Origin of the sequence: Pseudobacter ginsenosidimutans, from assembly GCF_007970185.1 — a bacterium.
GTDB classification, from domain to species: domain Bacteria; phylum Bacteroidota; class Bacteroidia; order Chitinophagales; family Chitinophagaceae; genus Pseudobacter; species Pseudobacter ginsenosidimutans.
In genome coordinates this window covers 7,504,767-7,528,810 of the sequence record NZ_CP042431.1, presented here as the reverse complement: position 1 = coordinate 7,528,810, position 24,044 = coordinate 7,504,767, and the positions used below count along the sequence as shown (strand labels likewise).

General features: G+C 46.3%; 34 protein-coding genes. 29 read left to right on the top strand and 5 right to left on the bottom strand.

Going from position 1 to position 24,044, the window contains the following annotated elements; all coding sequences use genetic code 11:
* Positions 1-12 precede the first annotated feature (12 nt).
* From rplD to FSB84_RS31590, 24 genes are all read left to right on the top strand, one after another.
* A complete protein-coding gene (gene rplD, locus FSB84_RS29575; RefSeq protein ID WP_130544050.1) occupies positions 13-651 on the top strand; it encodes a 50S ribosomal protein L4 in 639 nt (212 codons plus the stop codon).
* 58 nt (positions 652-709) lie between these two features.
* Positions 710-1,009, top strand: coding sequence for a 50S ribosomal protein L23 (gene rplW, locus FSB84_RS29570; protein WP_127132353.1), 300 nt, complete (start codon positions 710-712; stop codon positions 1,007-1,009).
* 78 nt (positions 1,010-1,087) lie between these two features.
* Positions 1,088-1,927, top strand: coding sequence for a 50S ribosomal protein L2 (gene rplB / locus FSB84_RS29565; RefSeq protein WP_130544049.1), 840 nt, complete (start codon positions 1,088-1,090; stop codon positions 1,925-1,927).
* A 26-nt stretch (positions 1,928-1,953) separates the two neighbouring features.
* On the top strand, positions 1,954-2,226 hold the full coding sequence (rpsS, locus tag FSB84_RS29560; RefSeq protein ID WP_130544048.1) for a 30S ribosomal protein S19: 273 nt from the start codon (positions 1,954-1,956) through the stop codon (positions 2,224-2,226).
* A 77-nt stretch (positions 2,227-2,303) separates the two neighbouring features.
* Positions 2,304-2,648 (top strand): 50S ribosomal protein L22, encoded by a 345-nt coding sequence (gene rplV, locus FSB84_RS29555; RefSeq protein ID WP_130544047.1) that lies wholly within the window; start codon positions 2,304-2,306, stop codon positions 2,646-2,648.
* An 81-nt stretch (positions 2,649-2,729) separates the two neighbouring features.
* Positions 2,730-3,551 carry a 30S ribosomal protein S3 gene (gene rpsC / locus FSB84_RS29550; RefSeq protein WP_130544046.1) on the top strand — a complete coding sequence of 274 codons (822 nt, stop codon included), beginning with the start codon at positions 2,730-2,732 and terminating at the stop codon, positions 3,549-3,551.
* Positions 3,552-3,634: 83 nt separating this feature from the next.
* The gene (gene rplP / locus FSB84_RS29545) at positions 3,635-4,054 is read left to right on the top strand and encodes a 50S ribosomal protein L16 (protein WP_127132363.1); all 420 of its coding nucleotides are present in this window, start codon (positions 3,635-3,637) and stop codon (positions 4,052-4,054) included.
* 70 nt (positions 4,055-4,124) lie between these two features.
* Positions 4,125-4,334, top strand: a complete 210-nt coding sequence (gene rpmC, locus FSB84_RS29540) for a 50S ribosomal protein L29 (protein WP_127132365.1) — start codon at positions 4,125-4,127, stop codon at positions 4,332-4,334.
* Positions 4,335-4,420: 86 nt separating this feature from the next.
* Complete coding sequence (gene rpsQ, locus FSB84_RS29535; RefSeq protein ID WP_130544045.1) at positions 4,421-4,678, top strand: 30S ribosomal protein S17; 258 nt, start codon at positions 4,421-4,423, stop codon at positions 4,676-4,678.
* 107 nt (positions 4,679-4,785) lie between these two features.
* Entirely contained in the window at positions 4,786-5,217 is a 432-nt protein-coding gene (gene rplN, locus FSB84_RS29530) for a 50S ribosomal protein L14 (protein WP_455430513.1), read from the top strand.
* An 11-nt stretch (positions 5,218-5,228) separates the two neighbouring features.
* The gene (gene rplX, locus FSB84_RS29525; RefSeq protein WP_127132369.1) at positions 5,229-5,567 is read left to right on the top strand and encodes a 50S ribosomal protein L24; all 339 of its coding nucleotides are present in this window, start codon (positions 5,229-5,231) and stop codon (positions 5,565-5,567) included.
* An 89-nt stretch (positions 5,568-5,656) separates the two neighbouring features.
* Positions 5,657-6,232 carry a 50S ribosomal protein L5 gene (gene rplE, locus FSB84_RS29520; protein ID WP_130544044.1) on the top strand — a complete coding sequence of 192 codons (576 nt, stop codon included), beginning with the start codon at positions 5,657-5,659 and terminating at the stop codon, positions 6,230-6,232.
* Positions 6,233-6,254: 22 nt separating this feature from the next.
* Complete coding sequence (rpsN, locus tag FSB84_RS29515) at positions 6,255-6,524, top strand: 30S ribosomal protein S14 (protein WP_127132374.1); 270 nt, start codon at positions 6,255-6,257, stop codon at positions 6,522-6,524.
* An 89-nt stretch (positions 6,525-6,613) separates the two neighbouring features.
* Complete coding sequence (gene rpsH / locus FSB84_RS29510) at positions 6,614-7,012, top strand: 30S ribosomal protein S8 (protein WP_130544043.1); 399 nt, start codon at positions 6,614-6,616, stop codon at positions 7,010-7,012.
* Positions 7,013-7,180: 168 nt separating this feature from the next.
* Positions 7,181-7,735 (top strand): 50S ribosomal protein L6, encoded by a 555-nt coding sequence (rplF, locus tag FSB84_RS29505; protein ID WP_130544042.1) that lies wholly within the window; start codon positions 7,181-7,183, stop codon positions 7,733-7,735.
* A 51-nt stretch (positions 7,736-7,786) separates the two neighbouring features.
* Positions 7,787-8,140, top strand: coding sequence for a 50S ribosomal protein L18 (gene rplR / locus FSB84_RS29500; protein WP_130544041.1), 354 nt, complete (start codon positions 7,787-7,789; stop codon positions 8,138-8,140).
* Positions 8,141-8,174: 34 nt separating this feature from the next.
* Positions 8,175-8,693 (top strand): 30S ribosomal protein S5, encoded by a 519-nt coding sequence (gene rpsE, locus FSB84_RS29495; protein ID WP_127132382.1) that lies wholly within the window; start codon positions 8,175-8,177, stop codon positions 8,691-8,693.
* A 26-nt stretch (positions 8,694-8,719) separates the two neighbouring features.
* Entirely contained in the window at positions 8,720-8,899 is a 180-nt protein-coding gene (gene rpmD, locus FSB84_RS29490; protein ID WP_130544040.1) for a 50S ribosomal protein L30, read from the top strand.
* 57 nt (positions 8,900-8,956) lie between these two features.
* Complete coding sequence (gene rplO / locus FSB84_RS29485; RefSeq protein WP_130544039.1) at positions 8,957-9,406, top strand: 50S ribosomal protein L15; 450 nt, start codon at positions 8,957-8,959, stop codon at positions 9,404-9,406.
* A 163-nt stretch (positions 9,407-9,569) separates the two neighbouring features.
* On the top strand, positions 9,570-10,901 hold the full coding sequence (gene secY, locus FSB84_RS29480; RefSeq protein WP_130544038.1) for a preprotein translocase subunit SecY: 1,332 nt from the start codon (positions 9,570-9,572) through the stop codon (positions 10,899-10,901).
* 93 nt (positions 10,902-10,994) lie between these two features.
* A complete protein-coding gene (map, locus tag FSB84_RS29475) occupies positions 10,995-11,807 on the top strand; it encodes a type I methionyl aminopeptidase (protein ID WP_130544037.1) in 813 nt (270 codons plus the stop codon).
* 380 nt (positions 11,808-12,187) lie between these two features.
* Positions 12,188-13,288 carry an aminoacetone oxidase family FAD-binding enzyme gene (locus FSB84_RS29470; protein ID WP_262713779.1) on the top strand — a complete coding sequence of 367 codons (1,101 nt, stop codon included), beginning with the start codon at positions 12,188-12,190 and terminating at the stop codon, positions 13,286-13,288.
* Positions 13,204-13,425, top strand: coding sequence for an NAD(P)/FAD-dependent oxidoreductase (locus tag FSB84_RS31780; protein WP_394367090.1), 222 nt, complete (start codon positions 13,204-13,206; stop codon positions 13,423-13,425). The genes FSB84_RS29470 and FSB84_RS31780 overlap by 85 nt, the downstream gene beginning before the upstream one ends.
* A 181-nt stretch (positions 13,426-13,606) precedes the next feature.
* The gene (locus FSB84_RS31590) at positions 13,607-13,813 is read left to right on the top strand and encodes a GDCCVxC domain-containing (seleno)protein (RefSeq protein ID WP_130544036.1); all 207 of its coding nucleotides are present in this window, start codon (positions 13,607-13,609) and stop codon (positions 13,811-13,813) included.
* A gap of 313 nt (positions 13,814-14,126) precedes the next feature.
* Here the strand turns inward: FSB84_RS31590 and FSB84_RS29460 are convergent, their stop codons facing one another.
* On the bottom strand, positions 14,127-14,594 hold the full coding sequence (locus FSB84_RS29460) for a DUF1572 family protein (RefSeq protein ID WP_130544035.1): 468 nt from the start codon (positions 14,592-14,594) through the stop codon (positions 14,127-14,129).
* A gap of 230 nt (positions 14,595-14,824) precedes the next feature.
* Between FSB84_RS29460 and rpsA the strand changes: the two genes are divergently transcribed.
* Together rpsA and FSB84_RS29450 are read left to right on the top strand one after the other, a co-directional pair.
* On the top strand, positions 14,825-16,744 hold the full coding sequence (rpsA, locus tag FSB84_RS29455; RefSeq protein ID WP_130544034.1) for a 30S ribosomal protein S1: 1,920 nt from the start codon (positions 14,825-14,827) through the stop codon (positions 16,742-16,744).
* A 103-nt stretch (positions 16,745-16,847) separates the two neighbouring features.
* Complete coding sequence (locus tag FSB84_RS29450; protein ID WP_130544033.1) at positions 16,848-17,369, top strand: ferritin; 522 nt, start codon at positions 16,848-16,850, stop codon at positions 17,367-17,369.
* A 379-nt stretch (positions 17,370-17,748) separates the two neighbouring features.
* On the opposite strand, the gene hxpB is transcribed toward FSB84_RS29450, so the two are convergent.
* Together hxpB and FSB84_RS29440 are read right to left on the bottom strand one after the other, a co-directional pair.
* Complete coding sequence (gene hxpB, locus FSB84_RS29445; RefSeq protein WP_130544032.1) at positions 17,749-18,405, bottom strand: hexitol phosphatase HxpB; 657 nt, start codon at positions 18,403-18,405, stop codon at positions 17,749-17,751.
* 84 nt (positions 18,406-18,489) lie between these two features.
* The gene (locus tag FSB84_RS29440) at positions 18,490-19,215 is read right to left on the bottom strand and encodes an SIMPL domain-containing protein (RefSeq protein WP_130544031.1); all 726 of its coding nucleotides are present in this window, start codon (positions 19,213-19,215) and stop codon (positions 18,490-18,492) included.
* 131 nt (positions 19,216-19,346) lie between these two features.
* Between FSB84_RS29440 and FSB84_RS29435 the strand changes: the two genes are divergently transcribed.
* Positions 19,347-20,114: a lysophospholipid acyltransferase family protein gene (locus tag FSB84_RS29435; protein WP_130544030.1), complete on the top strand. Its 768-nt coding sequence runs from the start codon at positions 19,347-19,349 to the stop codon at positions 20,112-20,114.
* Positions 20,115-20,152: 38 nt separating this feature from the next.
* Here the strand turns inward: FSB84_RS29435 and FSB84_RS29430 are convergent, their stop codons facing one another.
* Positions 20,153-20,680: an acyl-CoA thioesterase gene (locus tag FSB84_RS29430; protein WP_130544029.1), complete on the bottom strand. Its 528-nt coding sequence runs from the start codon at positions 20,678-20,680 to the stop codon at positions 20,153-20,155.
* Between the two features lie 35 nt (positions 20,681-20,715).
* Positions 20,716-21,813 carry a mandelate racemase/muconate lactonizing enzyme family protein gene (locus FSB84_RS29425; protein WP_130544028.1) on the bottom strand — a complete coding sequence of 366 codons (1,098 nt, stop codon included), beginning with the start codon at positions 21,811-21,813 and terminating at the stop codon, positions 20,716-20,718.
* A gap of 130 nt (positions 21,814-21,943) precedes the next feature.
* Here FSB84_RS29425 and FSB84_RS29420 point away from each other — a divergent pair, with 130 nt between their 5' ends.
* Both FSB84_RS29420 and FSB84_RS29415 read left to right on the top strand, forming a co-directional pair.
* Positions 21,944-23,167: a proline dehydrogenase family protein gene (locus FSB84_RS29420; RefSeq protein ID WP_130544027.1), complete on the top strand. Its 1,224-nt coding sequence runs from the start codon at positions 21,944-21,946 to the stop codon at positions 23,165-23,167.
* 348 nt (positions 23,168-23,515) lie between these two features.
* Entirely contained in the window at positions 23,516-24,025 is a 510-nt protein-coding gene (locus FSB84_RS29415) for a hypothetical protein (protein WP_130544026.1), read from the top strand.
* Positions 24,026-24,044: the final 19 nt, after the last annotated feature.

The following is a 24,044-nucleotide window of genomic DNA, read 5'->3' as shown; positions in this document are numbered from 1 at the left end:
AACAAGAGTAAGATGCAATTAGATGTATTAAGCATAAAAGGTCAGAAAACAGGTCGCTCAGTTGAGCTCCCCGATGATATCTTCGGAATCGAGCCGAACGATCACGTTATCTACCTGGCCGTTAAACAATTCCTGGCTGCTCAGCGTCAGGGTACACACAAAGTGAAAACCCGTCTGGAAGTGAAAGGTTCCAGCAAGAAGCTGCACCGTCAAAAAGGAACTGGTGGTTCCCGTAAAGGTAACCTCCGTAACCCGCTGTATAAAGGTGGTGGTACTATCTTCGGACCCAAGCCCCGCGATTACGATTTCAAACTGAACCGTAAAGTGAAGGACCTGGCCAAAGTAAGTGCACTCGCTTACAAAGCAAAGGAAAATGCCATTGTGATTGTTGAAGACCTGAACTTCGACGCTCCCAAAACAAAAACTTTCGTTGACGCTCTGAAAGCGCTGAATATCGATGGCAAGAAAGCCCTGGTTATTCTGCCTGAGTATAACGATAACGTATACCTGAGCCTGCGCAATCTGCCAAGGGTGGAAGGTACACTGATCTCAGACATGAACACTTACGATCTCGTGAATGCGGGCGTACTGGTTATGACTGAAACCACTGCCAAACTCTTCAGCGAAGAAGAAGCAGTAGCAGAAGCTTAATGAAAACCGGTTGTTTCCGGATTTCACCAATTGTCTAATTATTACAAATTTGAGTTATATGAAACTCTCAGAAGTGTTGATAAAACCGATCGTTACCGAAAAGAGCAATAAGCTCACTGATGCCAGGAGAACTTATGCTTTTCGTGTAAATCGTAAGGCCAATAAACTGGAGATCAAGAAAGCGATCCAGGATTTCTACGGCGTGAACGTGATTGATGTGAACACCATCGTAGTTCCCGGAAAAGCAAAGAACCGCTTCACGAAAGCTGGTTTCATCTCTGGTGTAAAACCTGCTTACAAGAAAGCTTACATCACTGTAGCTGAAGGTGAGGCAATCGACCTGTACGGTAATATCTAATTATATAGTATCAGGAATGGCGCGTCAAACGCCGCAAAGTATTGACAAAGATTTTTAAACTGTTATAAGTAACAACAAATGGCACTTAAGAAATACAAACCGATCACCGCAGGTACCCGTTGGAGAATTGGGAATGCGTATGCTGAGATCACTACCAACGAACCTGAAAAGTCTCTCCTGGAATCTGCCAAGAATACAGGCGGACGTAACGTGCAAGGCCGCAGGTCTATGCGCTATATGGGTGGTGGTAACAAAAAGATGTATCGTAAGATCGACTTCAAAAGAAACAAGAATGGCGTTCCTGCCACTGTAGCTTCTATCGAGTATGATCCAAACCGCACAGCTTTCATCGCCCTGCTGAACTATGCAGATGGTGAGAAAAGATATATCCTGGCTCCCCAGGGCTTACAGGTAGGCGCAACCGTAGTTAGCGGAGACGCTGTTACTCCTGAGGTTGGAAATGCGCTTCAGATGAAGAACATGCCACTCGGTACCAACATCCACAATATCGAGATGCAACCTGGTCAGGGTGGTAAACTGGTTCGTTCTGCAGGTACTTCTGCACAACTGGCCAACAAGGAAGAGAAATATGCAGTTTTGAAAATGCCTTCCGGTGAACTGAGAAAGGTGCTGATCAATTGCTACGCTACCGTAGGTATCGTGAGCAATGGCGATCACAACCTCGAGATGATGGGTAAGGCTGGTCGTAACCGTTGGAAAGGCATCCGCCCAAGAAACCGTGGTGTAGCGATGAACCCTGTTGATCACCCGATGGGTGGTGGTGAGGGCCGCGCTTCCGGTGGACACCCACGTAGCAGAACCGGCAAATATGCTAAGGGTCTGAAAACCCGTACACGTGGAAAGGGTAGCGATAAGCTGATCATCCAACGCAAAAACGGTAAAAAATTAGCAAAGTAAAATTCTCAAATTCAAATTAACGCACTATGGCTCGTTCGATAAAAAAAGGTCCTTATGTTGCTGCCAGGCTGGAACAAAAAGTTCTGGCGATCAATGAAGGTAAAGCCAAAAAAGGTGTGCTCAAGACTTGGAGCCGCCGTTCTACCATCACTCCTGATTTTGTAGGACACACACTGGCTGTGCACAATGGTAACAAGTTCATCCCTGTATACGTGACTGAGTTCATGGTAGGTCACAAACTGGGTGAGTTTGCACCAACGCGCAACTTCAAAGGACACTCAAGTAAAAAAGTAGCTTAATCAAAATAGTTACTGGTTGCAGGTTACCTGGTGAATAACAGGAAACCGGTAACCGGGAACCAGAAACAAGAATTACAATGGAAGCAGTAGCTAAACTTAGAAATTATCCCACATCTCCTCGCAGAATGCGTTTGCTCGCAGACGAGATCCGTGGCATGGCAGCAGAAAAAGCACTGGCATTGCTGGAGCATCATCCGCAACACTCTTCTACGCCATTATACAAATTGCTGAAAAGTGCTGTGAACAACTGGGAGCAGAAGAATGAAGGAAAAAGTGCAGCAGATGCCAACCTGGTAGTAAAAACAATCTTCGTTGATGGCGCCCGCACCCTGAAAAGGATGTTACCTGCTCCGCAGGGAAGAGCTTACCGCCTTCGCAAGCGCAGCAATCACGTGACGATCATTGTAGATGCTAAAAACTAACAAAAAATGATCTGTAGGGTCAGTGCTGAGAGAGCGGTGGAATACAGGTCAACAAATTATCAAATTTTCAAATTCTAATAAATGGGTCAGAAAACAAATCCTATTGGTGCCAGGTTAGGAATCATCCGTGGTTGGGAATCTAACTGGTATGGTAACAAAAAAGATTTTTCTACCAAGTTGATCGAGGATAACAAGATCAGAACTTATCTGAATGCCCGTATCAACAAGGGAGGAATTTCCAAGATCGTGATCGAGCGTACGCTGAACAAGCTGATCGTAACGATCCATACCTCCAAGCCCGGTATCATCATAGGTAAAGGCGGTGGCGAAGTAGACCGTATCAAGGAAGAGCTGAAAAAGCTGACAGGTAAAGATGATGTTCAGATCAACATCCTCGAGATCCGTCGCCCTGAGCTCGATGCCATGATCGTTGGCGATACCATTGCCCGTCAGATCGAAAACCGTATCAACTATAAAAGAGCTATCAAGATGGCGATCGCTTCTGCTCTCCGCATGGGTGCTGAAGGTATCAAGATCAAAGTTGGCGGCCGTTTGGGTGGTTCTGAGATCGCCCGTACGGAAGAGATCAAACAAGGTCGTACTCCTTTGCATACACTGCGTATGGACATCGACTATGCTAATGTATTTGCACTGACTGTTTACGGAAAGATCGGTATCAAAGTATGGATCTGTAAAGGTGAAGTACTTGGTAAGAGAGACCTGAACCCCAACTTCGTTGGAGCGAAAGGTGAAGGTGACAATCGCCAGGAAGGTGGCCGTTCACATCATGGTGATCGTCGTGACGATCGTCGTGGAGGTGGTGACCGTCGCGGTGGTGGAGACAGAAGAGATAACCGCGGTGGCGGTGGTGGTGGACAACGCCGTGATAACAGGAAAGGATAATCTTAGCAAAAGGGCAATTTGAAGGATGCCCTGCAAACGGGACCTTCAGATAACCAATTCACAAATTTTCAAATTGTTTATAAATGTTACAGCCTAAAAGAACGAAACACAGGAAAGCGCAGAAAGGACGCATCCGGGAAGTGGCCAAACGTGGTTCTTCCATCGCTTTTGGTTCATTCGCTTTGAAGGCCCTCGAACCTATCTGGTTAACCAACCGTCAGATCGAAGCCGCCCGTCAGGCAATGACACGTGCCATGAAGCGTGAGGGTAATGTGTGGATCCGTATTTTCCCTGATAAACCTGTTACCCGCAAACCACTTGAAGTGAGAATGGGTAAAGGTAAAGGTAACCCTGAATTCTGGGCTGCTGTAGTTGAACCAGGTCGTATCCTGTTCGAAGCTGATGGCGTTAGCCTCCAGGTTGCAAAAGATGCACTGGAACTGGCGGCACAAAAACTGCCGATCAAGACCAAGTTCATTGTTCGCAGAGACTATCAAGCATAATTTGATTATTGGGTGTTGCAAATAGCAACTGCTTCAGAAATCAAATCTTCAAATTCTCAAACCGAGTATCATGTCTAAGAAAATAGAATTCGTAAAAAGCCTGCAGGACCTGAGCGCATCAGATCTGAAAGCCAGGATCCAGGAAGACGAACTTCGTCTGAAAAAGCTGGAATTCGCTCACGCTATTTCTCCCCTGGAGAATCCCATGAGCATCCGCAGTCTCCGTAAGGATATTGCACGCCTGAAGACCCTGCTGACCCAGAAGTCACAACAGGCATAATAATATGTGTGATTTGAAAAAGTGATCGGAGAGAGGGATCTGTGAGGTTTTCAAATTCAAAACAATCAAACTTTCAAATTATCAAGATGACTGAAAGAAATTTGCGGAAAACAAGAACAGGAGTAGTTACCAGCAATAAAATGGTAAAGACTATCACTGTTGCCGTAGAAAGAAAAGTAAAACACCCTATTTACGGTAAGTTCGTAAAGAAAACTACGAAGTTCCACGCACACGACGAAAAGCAGGAGTGCACAGTAGGGGATGTAGTGGTAATCATGGAAACCCGCCCCCTGAGCAAAACAAAGCGCTGGAGACTGGTAGAAGTGGTGGAGAAAGCGAAGTAGTAAAGCAGTTAGCTATTGGCGATTAGCGTAGCTGACACCTTCAATAATAATTTTATCATTAGCTGTTGGCGGCAATGCCGTATAGCTAGAAGCTAAAAGCTAAAACAATGATTCAGCAAGAAAGCAGATTAAACGTAGCTGATAATAGTGGCGCCAAAGAAGTATTGTGCATTCGTGTGCTGGGTAACAGCGGACAGGACTATGCAAAGATCGGCGATAAGATCGTAGTAACGGTGAAGGACGCGATCCCTGCAGGCGGTATCAAAAAAGGTACTGTTGTTAAAGCGGTTATCGTTCGTACCAAAAATAAACTCCGTCGTAAAGATGGTTCTTATATCCGTTTCGACGACAATGCTGTTGTACTTCTCAACGCTTCAGACGAGCCACGCGGTACCCGTATCTTCGGACCCGTTGCCCGTGAGCTGCGCGACAAGGGTTACATGAAGATCATTTCACTGGCCCCGAAGTACTCTAAGCAGAGTTTTCGCCATCACCCGTGTGATGCCGATCCTGATGAACAATATTCTCATACGAGATAAAGCATAAGAAAATGAGCAACAGATTCAAACCTAAGTTTAATATCAAAAAAGGCGACACAGTGGTTGTGATTGCCGGCGACGATAAAGATGCTACCAAGCCCCGCAAAGTGCTGGAAGTTTTTCCAGACAAAGAGCGCGTACTGGTTGAAGGCGTTAACATCGTTACCAGACACACCAAGCCTTCTGCGCGTAATACCAAAGGCGGTATCGTTAAGCGCGAAGCTGCTATCCACATCTCCAATGTGATGCTGTGGGACGCTAAAAAAGGTGAGGGTAGCCGAATCAAACGTACACGCGAAAACGGTAAACTCGTTCGCGTTACCAAAAAATCCGGTGAAGTCATTAAATAATTAATCTGTCCGCCGGCTCTCATCCCCTGCAAGGGCTGATGGCAAAAGTCCGGGCAGGGCCGATACATAAAGGATAAACTTTACAGATCATGAGCACAACAAAATATACTCCGAGGTTAGCAGACAAGTACAAAAAAGATGTTGTACCTGCCCTCATGAAACGTTTCAGCTACGGCACGGTTATGCAGGTTCCCAAACTGGAGAAGATCTGCCTGAACCGCGGTGTGAACGGCGCTGTTACCGATAAGAAACTGGTGGATATCGCCATCGACGAACTGAGCAATATCACTGGTCAGAAAGCCGTGGCTACCCTTTCCAAGAAAGACATCTCCAACTTCAAACTCCGTAAGGCTATGCCCATCGGCGCCAGAGTTACCCTCCGTGGTGTGAAGATGTATGAATTCCTGGACAGGCTGATCGCCACTGCGCTCCCACGTGTACGTGACTTCAAGGGCGTGAATGATAAAGCATTCGACGGCCGTGGTAACTACACACTGGGTGTTACTGAACAGATCATCTTCCCTGAGATCGATATCGACAAGGTAAACAAGATCACAGGTCTGGATATCACATTCGTTACAACTGCAGGCACCAACGAAGAAGCTTACGAGCTCCTGAAAGAACTGGGCATGCCGTTCAAGAATATCAGAAAAGACAATCAGTAATTAAATTCGAAATAATTCAATTATGGCAAAAGAGTCAGTAAAAGCCAGACAAAGAAAGAGAGAACGCATGGTAGCTCAGTACGCTGAAAAACGTGCTGAACTGAAAGCTGCCGGTGAGTGGCAGAAGCTGGATGAGCTCCCAAAGAACTCTTCTAAAGTTCGTCTGAAAAACCGTTGTCAGTTAACCGGCCGTCCTAAAGGCTACATGCGCTACTTCGGTATTTCCAGGGTGACTTTCCGTGAGATGGCTTTAAATGGCAAAATTCCGGGAGTTACAAAAGCTTCCTGGTAATTACAATAAGATATCTGCCGGGTTGGGCAACTATCCCTTGCCGGTATGATCCTATTAACAAAATTTAGAACAGTTTAATTCAAATACAAATGGTAACTGATCCTATAGCAGATTTTCTGACCAGAATCCGTAATGCGCAGATGGCAGGCCACAGGATCGTGGAGATTCCCGCCTCTAATCTGAAAAAGCGTATGACCGAGATCCTGTACGATCAAGGCTATATCCTGAAATATAAATTTGAGGATGATAACAAACAAGGCGTGATCAAGATCGCCCTGAAGTATGATCCCAACAGCAAAGAGCCAGCTATCAAATCACTGGAAAGAATCAGCCGCCCTGGTCTGCGTCAGTACGCCAGCCCTGCTGAATTCAAGCGTGTGAAGAATGGTCTCGGTATCGCTATCGTGAGCACCAGCCGCGGTGTGATGACAGACAAGCAGGCTAAACTGCAGAACGTTGGTGGAGAAGTTCTCTGCTACGTTTACTAGACAATTTTCAGGGGAGTGCCAGATTATGCCGCTCCCTTTCTATATTTTTCTATATTTGCAGCCCCAAACCAGTAGGTGGGGGCAAGAGGGATGACTGACAATTAAGTTTTCTATACGGAACTGAACACTTTTATCCCGGGATTTAAACAACTATTAAAAAAATCAACTATGTCTCGTATAGGTAAACAACCGGTAACGCTTCCCGCAGGTGTTACTGCTACCTTAGGTAAGGATAATGTGCTCACCGTGAAAGGCCCTAAAGGCGAACTGAAACAAGCGATCGACAGGGATATCACTGTTGAGGTAAAGGATGGTGAGGTTAATTTCGCACGTCCTACCGACCAGATCCGTCACCGCGCTATGCACGGTCTGTACCGCGCACTCGTGGCCAACCTGGTAAAAGGTGTAACTGAAGGATTCACTAAAAAGCTGGAACTGGTGGGTGTAGGTTATAAAGCCTCCAACCAGGGTAACCTGCTTGACCTGTCTCTCGGTTACTCTCACAATATCATCTTTGAAATTCCCAGCGAACTCAAAGTTGCTACCCAGCAGGAAAAAGGTCAGAACCCCATCATCACGATCGAGGGTATCGACAAACAACTGCTCGGACAGGTAGCTGCCAAACTCCGCAGCCTCCGTAAGCCTGAGCCTTACAAAGGAAAAGGTGTTAAGTATGTTGGTGAAGTTATCCGTCGTAAGGCTGGTAAAGCTGCTGGTAAATAATTTGAAATAAAAAGATCCCCCGGCAGTATCGGGGGATATAAAATAAAAGTCATGAACATTAAAGCTGAAAAGAAGCAAAAGATCCGTTACAGGATCCGTAAAAAGGTTTCTGGTGTTGCTGCTAAACCCAGACTGTCAGTTTTCAGAAGTAACGCAGACATCTACGTTCAACTGATCGACGACAACGAAGGTAAAACACTGGCATCTGCTTCTTCAAAAGATAAAGACATCGCTGCTCAAAAAGGTACTAAATCTGAAAAGAGCAAGCTGGTAGGTCAGGCAATTGCACGCAAAGCAACAGAATTGGGAATCAGCAAAGTGGTATTCGACCGCGGTGGAAACCTCTACCATGGCCGTGTGAAGAATGTAGCTGACGGCGCCCGCGAAGGTGGTTTACAATTCTAATTAACATTCAAACTTCATATCTCAAATAGCAATAATGGCAAAAGTTAATTTAAACAGAGTTAAAGCCGGTGACCTTGAGTTGAAAGAAAAGGTAGTAGCCATTAACCGTGTTGTAAAAACTACTAAAGGCGGTCGCGCATTCAGCTTTTCTGCCCTGGTTGTAGTTGGTAACGAAAATGGTGTGGTAGGTCATGGTCTGGGTAAAGCCAAGGAAGTTCAGGAGGCAATCACCAAGGGTATTGAGGATGCCAAGAAAAACCTGATCAAAGTGCCTGTAATGAAAGGTACTATTCCCCACGACCAGCTGGCTAAAGATGGCGCTGCGAAAGTGCTGATCAAACCAGCCGCCCACGGTACTGGTGTGATCGCCGGAGGTAGCATGCGTGCTGTGCTGGAAAGCGCCGGTATTACCGACGTTCTGGCCAAATCTCTCGGTTCTGCCAATCCTCACAACGTGGTTAAAGCCACTGTGCTGGCCCTTGCCATGCTCCGTGAGCCGATCACTGTGGCTAAAACCCGCAGGCTGAACCTGAAGAAGGTTTTTAATGGTTAATTTTGCATCCTGAAATTCTTATAACAATGGCAAAGTTGAAAATAACACAGGTAAAGAGTGCGATTGACAGGCCCGAGCGTCAGAAACTGACTCTGAAAGCACTGGGACTGAACAAGCTCAATGTTACCAAAGAAGTAGAAGCTACTCCACAGATCCTGGGTATGATCCGCAAGGTTACCCACCTGCTGAAAGTGGAAGAAGCATAAATTTTCTGAATTCTATAAAGCGAGGGGAGATTCCCCGTTGAGTTAAAATCAATTACAATGAAATTACATGAAATCAGGCCCGCAAAAGGGGCTACGCATAGAGAAAAAAGATTAGGTCGTGGTGAAGCTTCCGGTAAAGGTGGTACTTCTACCAAAGGTAACAAGGGTGGTCAGAGCCGCGCAGGTTACCAACGTAAAAATGCCCACGAAGGTGGCCAGATGCCGATCCAGCGCCGTATCCCCAAACGCGGATTCAACAATATCAACCGTGTTGAATACAAAGTGTTTAACCTCGGTCAGGTTGAAACCCTGGTTGAGAAATATGAACTGCAAGAGTTCTCTATGGAGAACCTGTACATAAATGGTCTCGTTAGCCGTACCGATCTCGTTAAGATCCTCGGTAATGGTGAAATCAAGACCAAAGTGCATTTCAAGGTGAATGCCGTAAGCGAAAAAGCCAAAGCTGCCATCGAAGCTGCAGGCGGAACCGTGGAAGTTTTAAAGTAATTCGTAAATTGCAAGACGCATTTATCATGCGTCTTTTTTGTGGATCGATTTTATTCACTTAAATTGATCGCTCAAAAAAGAGACAGGTTTGCAACTAAAGATCTTTTTGGCAAACCTGTTTCTGGTTTTCAACAAAAGGCATCATCTTAAACATCTGCGTTTCGTGAAAAAGTTCATACAAACCCTTAAGAATATCTGGAGTATTGAGGAACTGAGGAGTAAAATTCTGGTGACTCTTACCCTGGTTGCCGTTTATCGCCTGGGTACGCATATCGTATTGCCGGGTATGAACCCTACTCTGATCAATACTGCAGGTAGCGGAACTGGCATCATCGGTCTGATCGATGCATTTGCCGGTGGCGCCTTCTCTCAAGCTTCTATCCTTGCACTGGGTATCATGCCCTATATCTCTGCATCTATCTTCATGCAGCTGATGACCATTCTCTATCCGCCTTTCCAGAAATTACAGAAAGAAGGAGAAAGCGGAAGAAAGAAGATCAACCAATACACTCGTTACCTCGCCGTATTTGTGACCATCCTGCAGGCAAACGCATACGTGTCTTACCTGTATCAAACAAACGGTCCGGCTATGATCCCCGCATTCAGGGATCTGTTCCGCATATCCACTACCGTTATCCTTACCGGTGGCACATTGTTCGTAATGTGGCTGTCTGAAAGGATCACTGATAAAGGACTTGGAAACGGTTCTTCTGTTGTGATCATGGTTGGTATCCTCGCCCGTCTGCCACAATCCATCTGGCAGGAGTGGGGAGCACAATCAGCCAAAGGCGGCGCCGGTCTGCTGTATTTTGTGATCATGCTCGCTGTGCTCGTTGCTATCATCATGGGGCTGATCGTCCTTATCCAGGGCGTTCGCAAGATCCCTGTTCAATATGCAAAACAGATTGTTGGTAACCGTCAGTTCGGTGGCGCCCGCCAGTTCCTTCCCATGAAGGTGAACAGCGCCGGTGTAATGCCCATCATCTTTGCCCAGGCGATCATGTTCCTTCCCACACTTCTCAGTGGCTTCGAAACCACCAAGGGCGTGGCCAAGGTATTCAGCGATCACAGCAACTACTGGTACATGCTGGTATACGCTGTAATGGTGATTGGTTTTACCTTCCTGTACACAGCACTTATCTTCAACCCGAAACAAATTGCTGATGACCTCAAGCGTAACAACGGTTTCATCCCCGGTGTTAAACCTGGTCAGCCTACAGCCGATTATATCGGTGCCGTAATGGATAAGATCACCCTCCCTGGCGCAGTTCTGCTGGCCGTGGTAGGTATCCTCCCCGGTTTCGCGCAACGCCTCGGTATTCAGCCAGGATTCTCTACCTTCTTCGGTGGAACATCTCTGCTGATCATGGTAGGCGTTATCCTCGATACCCTCCAGCAAATCGAGACCCAGCTGCTGATGCGTCAGTATGATGGTCTGATGAAAAGTGGCCGTATCCAGGGACGTCAAACCGTTTCTCCGGCATCATCTATGTAAAATATTCTATTTTCGCATAGCAAACCTGACAACTGAACCATCAGTTGTCAGGTTTTGTTTTAAAAGAATAATATCAAAAAGAAGTTCAATAATATGGTCCATATCAAGTCACGGGAAGAAATTGAGCTGATGCGCATCAGCGCCCGCCTGGTAAGTCAAACCCTTACGGAAGTGGCTTCCATGCTCAGACCCGGCATTACCACCCTGCAGATCGATCAGAAAGTAGGAGAGATCATTCGCAGTTTCGATGCAGTTCCCTCATTCCTCGGATTTCATGGCTACCCTTTCAATAGCTGTACTTCGGTGAATGATGTGGTGGTACACGGCTTCCCCAATAAAACAGAACTGAGAGACGGCGATATCATTTCCGTGGATGTTGGCGTATACAAGAATGGATTTCACGGAGATCACGCATATACCTTCGCTATCGGCGACGTTCGTGAAGAACTGATGCAACTCATCCGTGTAACCAAGGAGTCGCTCTACAAAGGGATCGAGAAAGCAATTGCAGGAAATCGTGTGGGTGATATCGGCAATGCAATCCAGGAACATACCGAAAAACAATACGGATACGGCGTAGTGCGCGAACTCGTGGGGCATGGTCTCGGCAGAAAAATGCACGAAGATCCGCAAGTGCCCAACTACGGTAAACGCGGAACCGGATCCAAACTCAAGGAAGGAACTGTGATCGCTATCGAGCCCATGATCAATCTCGGTGTGAAAGAAGTTTATACCGAAGATGATGGATGGACTATTCGCACGCAGGATAAGAAATGCTCTGTGCATTTTGAGCACGATGTAGCCGTAATGAAAGGAAAGGCGGATATATTGTCTGATTACAGCATCATTGAAGCAGCGGAGAATGCGAATGCGGAGTTGAAGAAAGATAGAGTAGTGGTTTCTTAAGATATTGGAAGGCGCTGGTTTCGGCGCCTTTTGTATTTCTTGTTGCGGGGCCGGGGCGAAGCGGAATATGAAAGGTGGGCTGTGAAATGCACCGGCGCTACCGTTTTGTTTAATGAGCTGTTGGTTGGTGGGATGGGGCTGTGGAGCAGGGTTGGACTTTTTCGCTTGCGTTTGCAAGGCCCTTCTTTCATATTCCGCTTCGCCCCGGGCACCCTGAGATGATGCTTCACCAGACTGGGGGAAGGAGAGGGGAACGGGTGCGTCAGCGCGATGAATGGGTACTGCGGTGCTTGTGGATTTGTACCTCTGATAAATTTTTGAATTCTCTTTTTTTGATTTTTCTGAATTCTATTTTTTCTGTTTGTAAATACTGAGAAGAATTGAGCGCTAAACAACTGATCGTAATTGGAGGAGGTGCTGCAGGTTTTTTCTGCGCAGTGAATGCTGCGAGATTGAATCCGGGATGGAAGGTGATACTGATGGAGAAAAGTTCCAAAGTTTTATCGAAAGTGAAAGTGTCTGGTGGTGGAAGATGTAATGTTACACACCAATGTGATTCTATCAGCGAGATGGTGAAGAAGTATCCGCGCGGAGGCAATTTTGTGAAGAAGGCTTTTCATCATTTTTTTACCATGGATACTATTGCATGGTTTAAGGAGAGAGGCGTGGAACTCAAGGCTGAAGCAGATAACAGGATGTTTCCCGTTACTGACTCTTCGCAGACGATCATCGACTGCCTGATTGCGGAGCTCAATCGCTATGAAGTGGAGCTGTGGATGAATACTGATGTGAAAGAGATAGAAGTGAATAAAGATACTGATGAGAGAAAAAGCAACAGGTTCCGGTTGAGATCCGCCGATGGAAAGATCTTTGAGGCCGATGCTGTATGCATTGCCTGTGGCGGCTTTCCAAAGATCAGCATGTTTGCCTGGTTGCAGCAGCTTGGTCATACTATCGAGGAACCCGTGCCTTCTTTATTTACTTTCAACATGCCGGGAAATCCGATCGTGGAACTGATGGGCGTATCTGTTCCCGATGCGCAACTAAGGATCACCGGTAGTAAGCTGAGCTCATCAGGTCCCCTGCTGATCACGCACTGGGGAATGAGTGGTCCGGCCGTACTGAAACTTTCCGCCTGGGGTGCCAGAGAACTGGCTGAAAAAGATTACAAATTCACGGTGATGTTGAACTGGTTACCACAGTTCAATGAGAACAGCTTCCGAGAAGAATTGCAATACCACCGTTTTGAACTGGCTGCACAGAAAATCGGTCAGAAGAATCCCTTCCAGTTGCCGCAAAGATTATGGGAATATCTTCTTCAACAATCTGACATAAAACCTGACCTGCGATGGGCAGACCTTCCTGCAAAAGAGCAGAACAAACTGATCAAAAACTGTTGTGCGCAGGAACATGCTGTAAGTGGCAAAACCACCTTCAAAGAAGAGTTCGTAACGGCGGGGGTATACGCTTATCCGAAATAGATGCCAGCACCATGCAAAGCAAACTGGTGCCGGGACTGTATTTCGCAGGTGAGATCCTTGACGTAGACGGCATTACCGGCGGCTTCAATTTCCAACATGCCTGGACCAGCGGATTTATCGCTGCTCAATTGAAATGAATACAATCCAGATTCACGCTTGCAATTGATAAAACAAAACTACAAAACGCAGGAAGGCAGGGGAAAGCAAGCTGAGATGAGAAAAGAAAAGATGAGATGAGACAGGAAGAGAAGAAAAGTGAAGAAGTTCGGAATTCCAGTGAGTCAACTAAGGTGTATACAGTACCAAAAAAATGAAACAATGCTGATACCTGAATCGATTATAACCTGTCCACATTGCGGCCATCAAAAAGCAGAACAGATGCCAACAGATGCCTGCCAGTATTTTTACTCCTGCACCAACTGTGAAGCTCATCTGAAACCCAAACATGGCGACTGCTGTGTGTTTTGCAGTTATGGAACAGTCAAGTGCCCTCCAATACAAATGAGTAAATCCTGTTGCAATTAAGTTTCATCAAATAATCAAAATCGGAACTGTGCGATCCTTCTGAATTGATTTGAAAAGGAGCAACCATTCTTCTCCGCAACGGCTGTTGTTAAGTTGTTGCACCTTCAACCAGGAGGCGATGCGCGATATAAAAGCCGGGCTTCCGCGGCGGTACATTTCACAGCCCGTCTTTTATATCCCCTTCGCCGTTACAGCCCAATCAGCCAAATCTGCCGAACAGCCAAAGAGACAAAGAGCCGAAAAGCATCAACCGCAAAACAGCAATAAAAAAAGTGAACGAAGCCTTAGCCCCGTTCACCTTCCCGGCATGATCTTATGCCTGCGGAGCTGCTACTTTTGTTGTTGCCAGTCTCCTGTGGTAATTGATCTGTCCGATATGATAGTTCAGATGCGCCAGCAGGTATACCAGGAAATGTTCGGTTGACCTGGGTTCACCCAATACCTGGATCGGATAATCTTTTTCGAGTGTTTTCTTGCTCAGTTGTTCCAGCGTGTCACGAACATTCATTTTAGTTGCTTCCACTTCATCGAGTAATTTCTTTTTGGAGATATTCTTCAATGAAAATTCTGCGTCGCGGTTCCTCACATAACCGGAATCATTCAGCACAGCGCCCAGAAAATGCTGCAGGTTGCCATTCAGGTGTAAGCAAAGATTTCCACCGGGATTGCTGATTCCTTCCAACGGGATCCATAGGCTGGCATCATCGGGATACTGATTGATTTCATCTGCGAGTTTCGTAAGTCCTTCTTCAAAGAGTTGAATCAAGATCGGTGTGATCATAACAATTGTTGATTAGAAAATTCGCCTAAAAGTAGTGAGAAAAGACTTTTACGTGGTAGTATTTTTGTAAAAATAATACTGCATATTTTTCAACATCGCTAAAAAAAAATCCTGTCGGGCACTTGAAAATCAACCTTTTGCAGGGGTAAAAAACGGCCTGAAATCCTGTATTTTCCCATATTTTGGCGTATCTTTGCTCCCCCGAAATCAAAATCCTTCGGGTATTTATCATGTTTCAGAATTTCATTGTTAAACAACTTAACGCTGATGCACAGGAGTCTTCTGCTTCCGCAGAAGCTGCAGCGACAACAACTGTACCTGCGCAAACGCAGCCTGTATTGGAAGATGCAGGTGCGCATGATGATTTTGACTGGAGTATCGACAAACGCAATGTTGCTACTTACAGCAAAGAAGAAAAAGAGAAGTACGACACTGTTTACGAAGGAACTTTCAAAGCCGTTTCCGATGGTGAACTGGTGAAAGGTCTCGTAGTGGCGCTGACCAAAACAGATGTTGTGATCAACATCGGTTTCAAATCCGATGGTCTGGTTTCTTTCAACGAATTCCGCGATCTGCCTAACCTGAAAACAGGTGATGAAGTAGAAGTGATGGTTGTAGAGAAAGAAGACAGGGAAGGTCACCTCAACCTCAGCCGCAAACAAGCCCGTATCACACGTGCATGGGAGCGCATCGTGGAAGTACACAAAACTGGCGAAGTTATCACCGGTACTGTTACTTCTAAAACCAAAGGCGGTCTTATCGTTGACGTATTCGGAATGGAAACCTTCCTGCCCGGATCTCAGATCGACGTTAAGCCTGTTACTGATTACGATCAGTTCGTGGGTAAAACTATGGAGTTCAAAGTGGTTAAGATCAACGAGGCTATCAAGAACGCTGTAGTATCTCACAAAGCCCTCATCGAAAGCGATATCGAAGCACAACGTGCAGAGATCATGAGCAAACTCGAAAGAGGTCAGGTTCTGGAAGGAACTATCAAGAATATTACCGACTTCGGTGCATTCATGGACCTCGGTGGTCTGGACGGTCTGCTGTATATCACAGATATCAGCTGGGGACGTATCAGCCATCCGAGCGAGGTGCTGAAGCTGGATCAGAAACTGAAGGTGGTGGTTCTCGACTTCGACGATGAGAAGAAACGTATCAGCCTCGGTCTGAAACAACTGACTCCTCACCCATGGGATATCCTGCCAGAATCTGTGCATGAAGGTGCAGTAGTGAAAGGCAAAGTGGTGAACATCGAAGATTACGGTGCATTCCTCGAAATCATGCCTGGCGTTGAAGGCCTCGTTCACGTAAGTGAGATCACATGGGCTAACACACCAATCAACGCCAAAGAGTTCTTCAAACTGGGCGATGAGTATGAAGCGAAAGTGGTTACCCTGGACAAGGACAATCGCAAAATGAGCCTGTCTATCAAGCAAATGAGCGAAGATCCCTGGACTACCATCGAAACCAAATTCCCTGAAGGAAGCCGTCACAACGGTCTCGTTAAGAACATCACTCCTTACGGTGTGTTTGTTGAACTGGCTCCCGGCATCGGCGGTATGATCCATATCTCCGACCTCAGCTGGCTGAAACGCTTCAACCATCCTTCTGAGTACACTAAAGTTGGTGAACATATCGACGTGGTGATCCTCGGAATCGATAAAGAGAACCGCAAGCTCCAACTCGGACACAAACAACTGGAAGAAGATCCCTGGAATGCACTGCAGGATACATTCGCTGTAGGCTCAGTGCACGAAGGAACTATCATCCGCCGTGACGACAAAGGTGGTATCGTTCAACTGCCTTACGGTCTCGAAGGATTTGCTCCCAACCGTCACCTTCAGAAAGAAGATGGCAAAGGCATGGTAGCTGATGAAGCAGGTCAGTTCATGGTGATCGAATTCGATCGCAATGAAAAACGCATCGTTGTTTCTCACACACGTCTCTGGGAACAATCCAAAGTAGAAGAGAAAGAAGCTGCACGCAAAGAAGCTAAAGCTGCATCCGATACAACCAAGAAAGCTGTGAAGAATATCCAGAATAAAGTAGAAAAAGCTACACTGGGTGACCTCGGCGCTCTGGCTGAAATCAAAGAAAAGCTGAAGCAGGAAGAAAAACAAGGCGGCGACGCTCCTCAACAGTAATTGAAATCATTCAATTATACCAGGCCGTTACGAAAGTAACGGCCTTTTTTTTGTTCCCGGATGTGCATATTTTGTAAATTGAACCAATAAAACCTCTTAACGTATGATATCCAGCAAAATTGAAGCAGCGCTCAACCGCCAGATAGATCTCGAAGGTTTTTCCTCCAACTATTACCTGGCAATGGCATCATGGGCTGAAGTAAAAGGTTATAAAGGTGTGGCGCAGTTCCTCTATCATCACTCCGATGAAGAGCGCATGCACATGCTGAAACTTGTAAGCTATATCAATGACCGGGGTGGCCATGCTATTGTGCCTGCATTTGCAGCTCCCCAGAAAGATTTCCAGAACATCCGCGAAATATTTGATATCGTGCTTTCACATGAGGTAAAAGTATCTAACGAGATCAATGCACTCGTAGAACTTTGCATCCAGGAAAAAGATTACACTACCCATAACTTCCTTCAGTGGTATGTAACCGAACAGATCGAAGAGGAGAGCCTGGCGCGTACCGTGATTGATAAACTCAACCTGATCGGGGAAGACAAGGGCGGTATGTACCTCTTCGACCGCGATCTTGGCAATATGCCCGGAGAAGGCGGCAAAGGCGGCCACGGCAAACACTAGGAAAATGTATTCAAACATAAGAGGGACCATGGTTTGGCCCCTCTTTCTATTTTCAGTTAGTTCCTTTCCGGGAACCCTGCTTTTGTTTACAGTAAATTATTGTTACATATTACCGGAACATAGTACCTTAGATCTCCCAAAGCACATCGTTCCCTTATCCCCCTCCCAAATTGTAGTAAATTCCGGTTAAGTCTGATTAGCACATTACCTCATGCCTGGTCTCCGGCGCCATCCGAAGATTGATCATGCTAAAACCATTGTTATGAAAGACGAAAGCACAGAAACCACAAAAGAACAGAGTCCTGTAAAACCATTTTACCTGTTTATTGCAATCCTGATCATTATTTTCTTTTTCCACTATTGCGGCAGCACACATTAACTACAAGGCTTCGATCATGGAAGCGTTCACTTCTTCGAGTGACCGCAGTTTAATATCCGCAGCATCCCAGCGAGTCTCCGCATGCTGTTCCGGAGCAGGGATTACGATACATTTCATCCTGGCTGCTTTTACGGCAATCATTCCGTTGAAAGAATCTTCAAAACAGATACACTGCAACTGGGATACACCCAATGCCTGTGCGCAGTCAAGGTACACCTGCGGGTGTGGCTTGCCGTAAGGAAGGAATTCCGCCGATCTGATAGCATCGAGGTATTGGCCAATACCCAGTTTTTCCACTACCACATTCACCAGCGCCAGGGGAGAGGATGTGGCAATCCCGATCTTGCATCCCTGGTTCTTGAAGAAATCAAAAATATATTGAACGCCCGGCATCGGCTGTCCATTAGTGCGGATCTTATCGATAGCTTTTCCAACGATGGTGGCCTCGGCAGCCTCCACATGCTTCATGTTGATATCGAAATAGGCGAACCAGTATTGTACCCACTCTTTGGTCCTGAGACCTGTGGTTACATGGTATTGCTCGTTTTCAAGCGTTACACCATATTCTGCCAGGGTTTCTTTTCCTGCTTCTTCCCAATAAGGTTCGGAATCGATCAAGAGCCCATCCATGTCGAAAATTACTGCTGTAGGTTTCATAGGCCGCAAAGATACTAAAGCATATCAAAAGCAACAGGCCGCGGATGGCGGCCTGTTGCGTATTAACAAACTAATTGTGTAGAGTTATTTCAATGCAAACACTGCATTTATCTCAAATCTGAGTTTGATCTTTTTGAAATCAACACCCGAAGCAACGCCACCGATACCGTCTTTGGCTACTGCATTGGACAAATAAGCTTGTGAACTCCTGTAAACAGGCACTGGCTCGAATGAGTTATCATTTTCAATGATACTTACTGCGGCGCCTACCTGCTCATCAACGGCTGCAGCCAGGTATTGAGCTTTTTCCTTTGCGGCTTTCACAGCGCTGATCTTGAGTTGCTTCCTGAACTCCTGCATTTTGCTGTGGGATGTTCTCACTACGGTGAAGTTCTGAGTGGCTTCATCATCCAGTTTATTTACCAGCTCATCCATCTTGCTGCTGCTGGTGAACTTGATCTGGTAAGCGATAGATGCCAGCAGGTCATTCCTTTTTTTCAGTTGTTTCCTGTGCCAGTAGTAGTCTGTGTAACCATCATAACTGGCAATCGTAACCATGGAATCAGGAATGCCCACGCTCTTCACTTTCTGAAGGAATTCGGATTTGATCTTTTCCAGATCCACTTTTCCCGTTCCTTTCTTTTCATATTCCTTCAGTTCCACCTGTACGTATATTTCATCAGGAACAATTTCCATTTCTGCGCTCCCGTTTACTGTAATGGTTTTAGGGAATGGATTTACTACAGGGCTTTGCGCAAATACTCCCATCGTTGTGATCATTAATGCACTGATTGCGATTATCCTTTTCATATACTTTGATTTTATTACCTACCTGATGTGAAAATAAAATGGATTACATACGAAAGATGCTTTTTATGCGTATATATCTTCTTTCTTAACAATTCATTAATTTCGGCTCTGACCCCAAATAAGATACATCGATGAGTCCATTCTGGGAAAAGATAAAGCATATCAGTATTATCCGCAAGATCATTTATATGATAGTGGGAGTGGTAACTTATCCCGGGATTGCCATAGTGAACAGGATCCGCATCAGCGGAACGGAAAATTTTTCCAAACTGCCACGAAAAAATGTGCTGTTCGTGAGCAATCACCAGACCTACTTCGCGGACGTGATCACTTTCCTGCATATTTTCTGTGCAGTGAAATGGAGGAAGAAGAACAAGCTTGGTGTTCCCTATTACCTGCTCAATCCCTTTTCAAATGTTTATTATGTAGCGGCTGAAGAAACGATGCGCGCCAGCTTCGTCAGTAAACTATTCACGGTGGCAGGCGCTATAACGGTAAAGCGCACCTGGAATAAGAATGCAGTAACGGAAGCACAAAAAGGGCTGGATGTGTCAGACACGAGAAAGATCACCAATGCGCTGAAGAATAACTGGGTGATCACTTTCCCGCAGGGCACCACCAAACCATTTGCACCGGGCAGAAAGGGAACAGCGCTGATCATCAAGATGGCAAAGCCTGTGGTGATCCCTGTTGTGATCAATGGCTTCTGGCGGGCATTCGATAAAAAAGGACTGAAGTTCAAAAAGAAAGGCACCATACTCACCGTGAAATTCAAGGAGCCGATGAAAATAGATTACGAAGCACCGGCCGAAGAGATCCTGGCGCAGGTAATGGAAGCGATTGAACAGAACAGGGAACGGCAATTCAGGAATCCCAAACAGGAACAAAGCAATCTATAAAAAAACTCCGCAGTGATCATCGCTGCGGAGTTTTCTATTTATTTCAATCCTTGCTGGAAAAGCGCTTTCAATTCTGTGGCGTCATCTGGTTTCATTTTTCCGCCGAGGATGAGGCGGAGCTGTCTTCTTCTCAGCGCTCCTTCGAAGAGGAATTTTTCTTCTTCCGTTTCAGGAATGAGTTGAGGTACGGGACGTGATTTTCCATTGGGGTCCAATGCTACAAAAGTGTAATAGGCTTCATTGCTTTTGTATTTGTATTGCTGGATCGCGTCTTCTCCCCATACGCGCATATGCACTTCCATGGAGGAATTGAAAGCGCGCGATACCCTTGCTTCGATATGTACAACGTTGCCGAGCTTGATCGGATTTTCGAAAGAGATATTATCTACCGATGCTGTTACAACAGGAGCTGCGCAATGCTTCATAGCGGCCAGTGCGGCGGCAATATCCATCCAGTACATCAGTCGTCCACCCATCAGGTTGCCGAACATATTCGTATCGTTGGGCAACACCAGTTCCGTCATCACTACGTACGATTCCTTAGCGGTTTTCGCTTTTCGTTCCATTTCTAAAATTTTGGCAAAGATATTATCTCCGGTGCTTAGATAATAACGTTTGTTAGTTTTTTAAGGAATTCATCGTCTGCATCCACGCCAAGACCGGGTGTATCGGGTGTTTCCACGAAGAATCCGTTGTATTTGATACCGCCTTTCACGGGATCTTCCTGGTGGCCGATCAGGCAGGTGTCCATATCATAGAAGATCACATTCTTTTGTGATTTGGCGAAATGTGCAAAAGCGGAAAGTGCAACGCGGCTTTCCAGCATTCCGCCCATCATGCAGGGGATGCCGGCTTCCTCACAAACCTTGTTGATCTTAAGGGCTTCGAGGATGCCGCCTGATTTGGCGAATTTGATGTTGACATAATCACAGGCTTCCGCCTTGGTGAGCCGGAGTGCATCATGGTGATTGAAAACACTCTCGTCCGCCATGATCTTCACGGGAGAGGCTTTCCGGAGCTCTGGGAGCAGGTGGTCGTTCCAGGTGCGCATAGGTTGCTCGCAGAACTGGATATCGTATTTGCCGAGCTCTGTGAGTGCGTAGAGGGCATCGTCGCAGGACCATCCCTGGTTGGCATCGATGCGGAGACCAGTGTCTGGTCCAACTGCTTCGCGGATGCGGCGGATCCTTTCCACATCGTCTTTTGCATTTTTCCCGAGTTTCACTTTTATGATACGTACACCGCGCTGCACATAGTCCACCGCTTTGGCTGCCATGGCTTCTGGTGTATCGATCCCGATGGTGAGATCGGTTTCCAGCACTTTGCTGCCGCCGCCGAGCAGATCGGTTACGGATTTGTTGGCCTTTTTGCCGGCAAGATCATACAGGGCCATATCGAATGCACTCTTGATTGTGGCATTGAAAGCAGTGAACAAATGCAGTTCCGCCATTCGCCCTTCGATGTCGGAGGCATCCTTGTTTTTCCAGAGAGCAGCAAAGTCCTTTGCCATCTCAAAACAGGTGGCCTGCGTTTCGCCCACGATCATGGGGAAAGCCGAACATTCGCCCACGCCGTAAAAGCCTTCGTCCGTATGGACCCTGATAAAAATATTTTGCGCGTAATGCATTGTACCCGTAGCAATAGTGAAGGGGTGCATAGGGATACTGTACTTCCAGATTTGGGTGTTGGTGATGAGCATAATAGTATGAAATGGGCTGAAAGGTAACAAAAATTGTCCTGTTTAACTTCCTGTCAGAGAATGGATAGTGTGCACATATTTTGTTCAGTTTCTTTCCCTTACTTTTGCGCCTAACATTCGTTAGTAGTTTATGGATAATCCCGCACCGGTAATATCTTTTGATAACACAGAGTATGCATTTGCTTACAAGAGCGACAAAGAATTAAAGAAAGCGAAATTCCTGTTTTCCAGTATGGGCATCGGGAGCCTGGTGAAAATCGGCACCCGTCTTACGCCCTGGGCCATCAAAGTGGGCCTTCCCATCAAAGGCATCATCCGCAATACTATTTTCCGCCAGTTCGTTGGCGGTGAAACGCTGGAGCAAACGGCACTTGTTGCCAATAAGCTTGGCGAATTCAATGTGCAGGTGATCCTCGATTATGGTGTGGAAGGAAAGGAAGGAGAAGATAATTTCGATCATGCCACTGACGAGTTCATCCGTGTGATCAAATATGCTTCCACTCAGCGTACGATGCCCTTCATGAGTATCAAGGTGACAGGCTTCGCCCGTTTTGCCCTGCTCGGGAAACTGGATGCAGCAGCTACTGACCGAAGCGGATACCAGGGAACTGTGCATACGGAAGTGTTGAACGATGCAGAGAAAGCGGAATGGGACCGTGTGGTGAAACGAATGGAAAGGATCATCAGCGCTGCTGCCGACCATAAGATCGGCGTACTGGTGGATGCGGAAGAAACCTGGATCCAGGATCCCGTGGATGCTCTCACCATGCAGATGATGGAAAAATATAATCGCAACAGGGTAGTGGTATATAATACAATTCAGTTGTATCGTCACGACAGGCTGCAGTTCCTGAAGGATAGTTTCGCTGAGGCACAAACGAAGGAGTTCATTCTTGGCGCCAAACTGGTGCGCGGCGCTTACATGGAAAAGGAACGCCGCCGTGCAGAAGAGATGAGCTATGCTTCTCCCATCCAACCAGACAAAGCCAGCAGCGACCGCGATTACAATGCCGGCGTTGAATTCTGTCTCAATCATATCGATCAGATAGCCCTGATCGTTGCATCACATAACGAATACAGTAACCTGCGCGCAACGCAGTTGCTGGATGAAAAGAAAATTCCGCACAATCATCCGCATGTACATTTTTCCCAACTGTATGGCATGAGCGACAATATCACTTTCAACCTGGCCAGGGCCGGATTTGCAGTGAGCAAGTACCTGCCATTCGGACCTATCGGAGATGTGGTGCCGTATCTCATGCGCAGGGCGCAGGAGAATTCTTCTGTGGCTGGTCAGACCGGGCGTGAACTGGGACTGATCAAAAAAGAAGTGGAAAGACGAAAACTGCAATAACGCGAAATCATAACTACATGAATCGATCGCCCGCAATCCTGCGGGCGATCTGCATTTCAGCGCCTACTACTTTGTGGTAGTTTTGCTTCGCGGGTGATGTGATAACCGGTAATAATCCTACATTGCATCATAATTAGTGATGGCTTCATTGTTCCTGGAATCCATAACTGTTATTGGACCTGCCTTTTCTCCCCACCTTCTGGCGATCCATAGTGTTCCATTTGAATTATCCGGGCTGTTGTTAGTAGCATCAGAGCAGCTTGTTGCATGTACTTATTGCAAATACCGGTACGTCTTTTCGAAAGACTATTCGCTATATTTTTTCCATACCAATTAAATCTTTGAAACATGAAACGATTACTTTTTCCCGTACTGATGGCTACAATTTCAATGACTGCCTGTTCCAAGAAAGAAGGACCTGCGGGCCCGGAAGGACAACCAGGAACTAACGGCAATGCAAATGTGAAAATTTACGAAAAAGATATTTCCACTTCTACCTGGACTGCTTCCGGAGCAGGCGCCGGCCATTATCTCTGGCTGGATGTAAATGCTCCCAATGTGTTGACATCCGCAGTGCTGGAGAAGAATACGATCCTGGTGTATGTTTATACTTCCGATTTTCAGGGCTGGGGCATTGTGCCTTATCAGACTGAAAGGAATATCAGGGTAACGGCCGAAGTAGGTGTTGGTAAAGTAAGATTGAAAAAAGACCAGAACGGTTATCCCTCAACGCAGTCATGGCATAACAAGGTGAGGGTGGTATTGATTGAGAATACGGCTAATGCAGGAGCTCTGAACAATGTGTTGACAAGGGATATTGCAACTGCAATTGATCCATCAAAGATTGAGGGATTGTAATATTAAGCTGAAATGAAAA

Coding starts and splice junctions, on each gene's coding strand:
- rplD (WP_130544050.1), top strand. CDS start 13: ATGCAATTAGATGTATTAAGCATAAAAGGTCAGAAAACAGGTCGCTCA.
- rplW (WP_127132353.1), top strand. CDS start 710: ATGAAACTCTCAGAAGTGTTGATAAAACCGATCGTTACCGAAAAGAGC.
- rplB (WP_130544049.1), top strand. CDS start 1,088: ATGGCACTTAAGAAATACAAACCGATCACCGCAGGTACCCGTTGGAGA.
- rpsS (WP_130544048.1), top strand. CDS start 1,954: ATGGCTCGTTCGATAAAAAAAGGTCCTTATGTTGCTGCCAGGCTGGAA.
- rplV (WP_130544047.1), top strand. CDS start 2,304: ATGGAAGCAGTAGCTAAACTTAGAAATTATCCCACATCTCCTCGCAGA.
- rpsC (WP_130544046.1), top strand. CDS start 2,730: ATGGGTCAGAAAACAAATCCTATTGGTGCCAGGTTAGGAATCATCCGT.
- rplP (WP_127132363.1), top strand. CDS start 3,635: ATGTTACAGCCTAAAAGAACGAAACACAGGAAAGCGCAGAAAGGACGC.
- rpmC (WP_127132365.1), top strand. CDS start 4,125: ATGTCTAAGAAAATAGAATTCGTAAAAAGCCTGCAGGACCTGAGCGCA.
- rpsQ (WP_130544045.1), top strand. CDS start 4,421: ATGACTGAAAGAAATTTGCGGAAAACAAGAACAGGAGTAGTTACCAGC.
- rplN (WP_455430513.1), top strand. CDS start 4,786: ATGATTCAGCAAGAAAGCAGATTAAACGTAGCTGATAATAGTGGCGCC.
- rplX (WP_127132369.1), top strand. CDS start 5,229: ATGAGCAACAGATTCAAACCTAAGTTTAATATCAAAAAAGGCGACACA.
- rplE (WP_130544044.1), top strand. CDS start 5,657: ATGAGCACAACAAAATATACTCCGAGGTTAGCAGACAAGTACAAAAAA.
- rpsN (WP_127132374.1), top strand. CDS start 6,255: ATGGCAAAAGAGTCAGTAAAAGCCAGACAAAGAAAGAGAGAACGCATG.
- rpsH (WP_130544043.1), top strand. CDS start 6,614: ATGGTAACTGATCCTATAGCAGATTTTCTGACCAGAATCCGTAATGCG.
- rplF (WP_130544042.1), top strand. CDS start 7,181: ATGTCTCGTATAGGTAAACAACCGGTAACGCTTCCCGCAGGTGTTACT.
- rplR (WP_130544041.1), top strand. CDS start 7,787: ATGAACATTAAAGCTGAAAAGAAGCAAAAGATCCGTTACAGGATCCGT.
- rpsE (WP_127132382.1), top strand. CDS start 8,175: ATGGCAAAAGTTAATTTAAACAGAGTTAAAGCCGGTGACCTTGAGTTG.
- rpmD (WP_130544040.1), top strand. CDS start 8,720: ATGGCAAAGTTGAAAATAACACAGGTAAAGAGTGCGATTGACAGGCCC.
- rplO (WP_130544039.1), top strand. CDS start 8,957: ATGAAATTACATGAAATCAGGCCCGCAAAAGGGGCTACGCATAGAGAA.
- map (WP_130544037.1), top strand. CDS start 10,995: ATGGTCCATATCAAGTCACGGGAAGAAATTGAGCTGATGCGCATCAGC.
- FSB84_RS31590 (WP_130544036.1), top strand. CDS start 13,607: ATGCTGATACCTGAATCGATTATAACCTGTCCACATTGCGGCCATCAA.
- FSB84_RS29460 (WP_130544035.1), bottom strand. CDS start 14,594: ATGATCACACCGATCTTGATTCAACTCTTTGAAGAAGGACTTACGAAA.
- rpsA (WP_130544034.1), top strand. CDS start 14,825: ATGTTTCAGAATTTCATTGTTAAACAACTTAACGCTGATGCACAGGAG.
- FSB84_RS29450 (WP_130544033.1), top strand. CDS start 16,848: ATGATATCCAGCAAAATTGAAGCAGCGCTCAACCGCCAGATAGATCTC.
- hxpB (WP_130544032.1), bottom strand. CDS start 18,405: ATGAAACCTACAGCAGTAATTTTCGACATGGATGGGCTCTTGATCGAT.
- FSB84_RS29440 (WP_130544031.1), bottom strand. CDS start 19,215: ATGAAAAGGATAATCGCAATCAGTGCATTAATGATCACAACGATGGGA.
- FSB84_RS29435 (WP_130544030.1), top strand. CDS start 19,347: ATGAGTCCATTCTGGGAAAAGATAAAGCATATCAGTATTATCCGCAAG.
- FSB84_RS29430 (WP_130544029.1), bottom strand. CDS start 20,680: ATGGAACGAAAAGCGAAAACCGCTAAGGAATCGTACGTAGTGATGACG.
- FSB84_RS29425 (WP_130544028.1), bottom strand. CDS start 21,813: ATGCTCATCACCAACACCCAAATCTGGAAGTACAGTATCCCTATGCAC.
- FSB84_RS29420 (WP_130544027.1), top strand. CDS start 21,944: ATGGATAATCCCGCACCGGTAATATCTTTTGATAACACAGAGTATGCA.
- FSB84_RS29415 (WP_130544026.1), top strand. CDS start 23,516: ATGAAACGATTACTTTTTCCCGTACTGATGGCTACAATTTCAATGACT.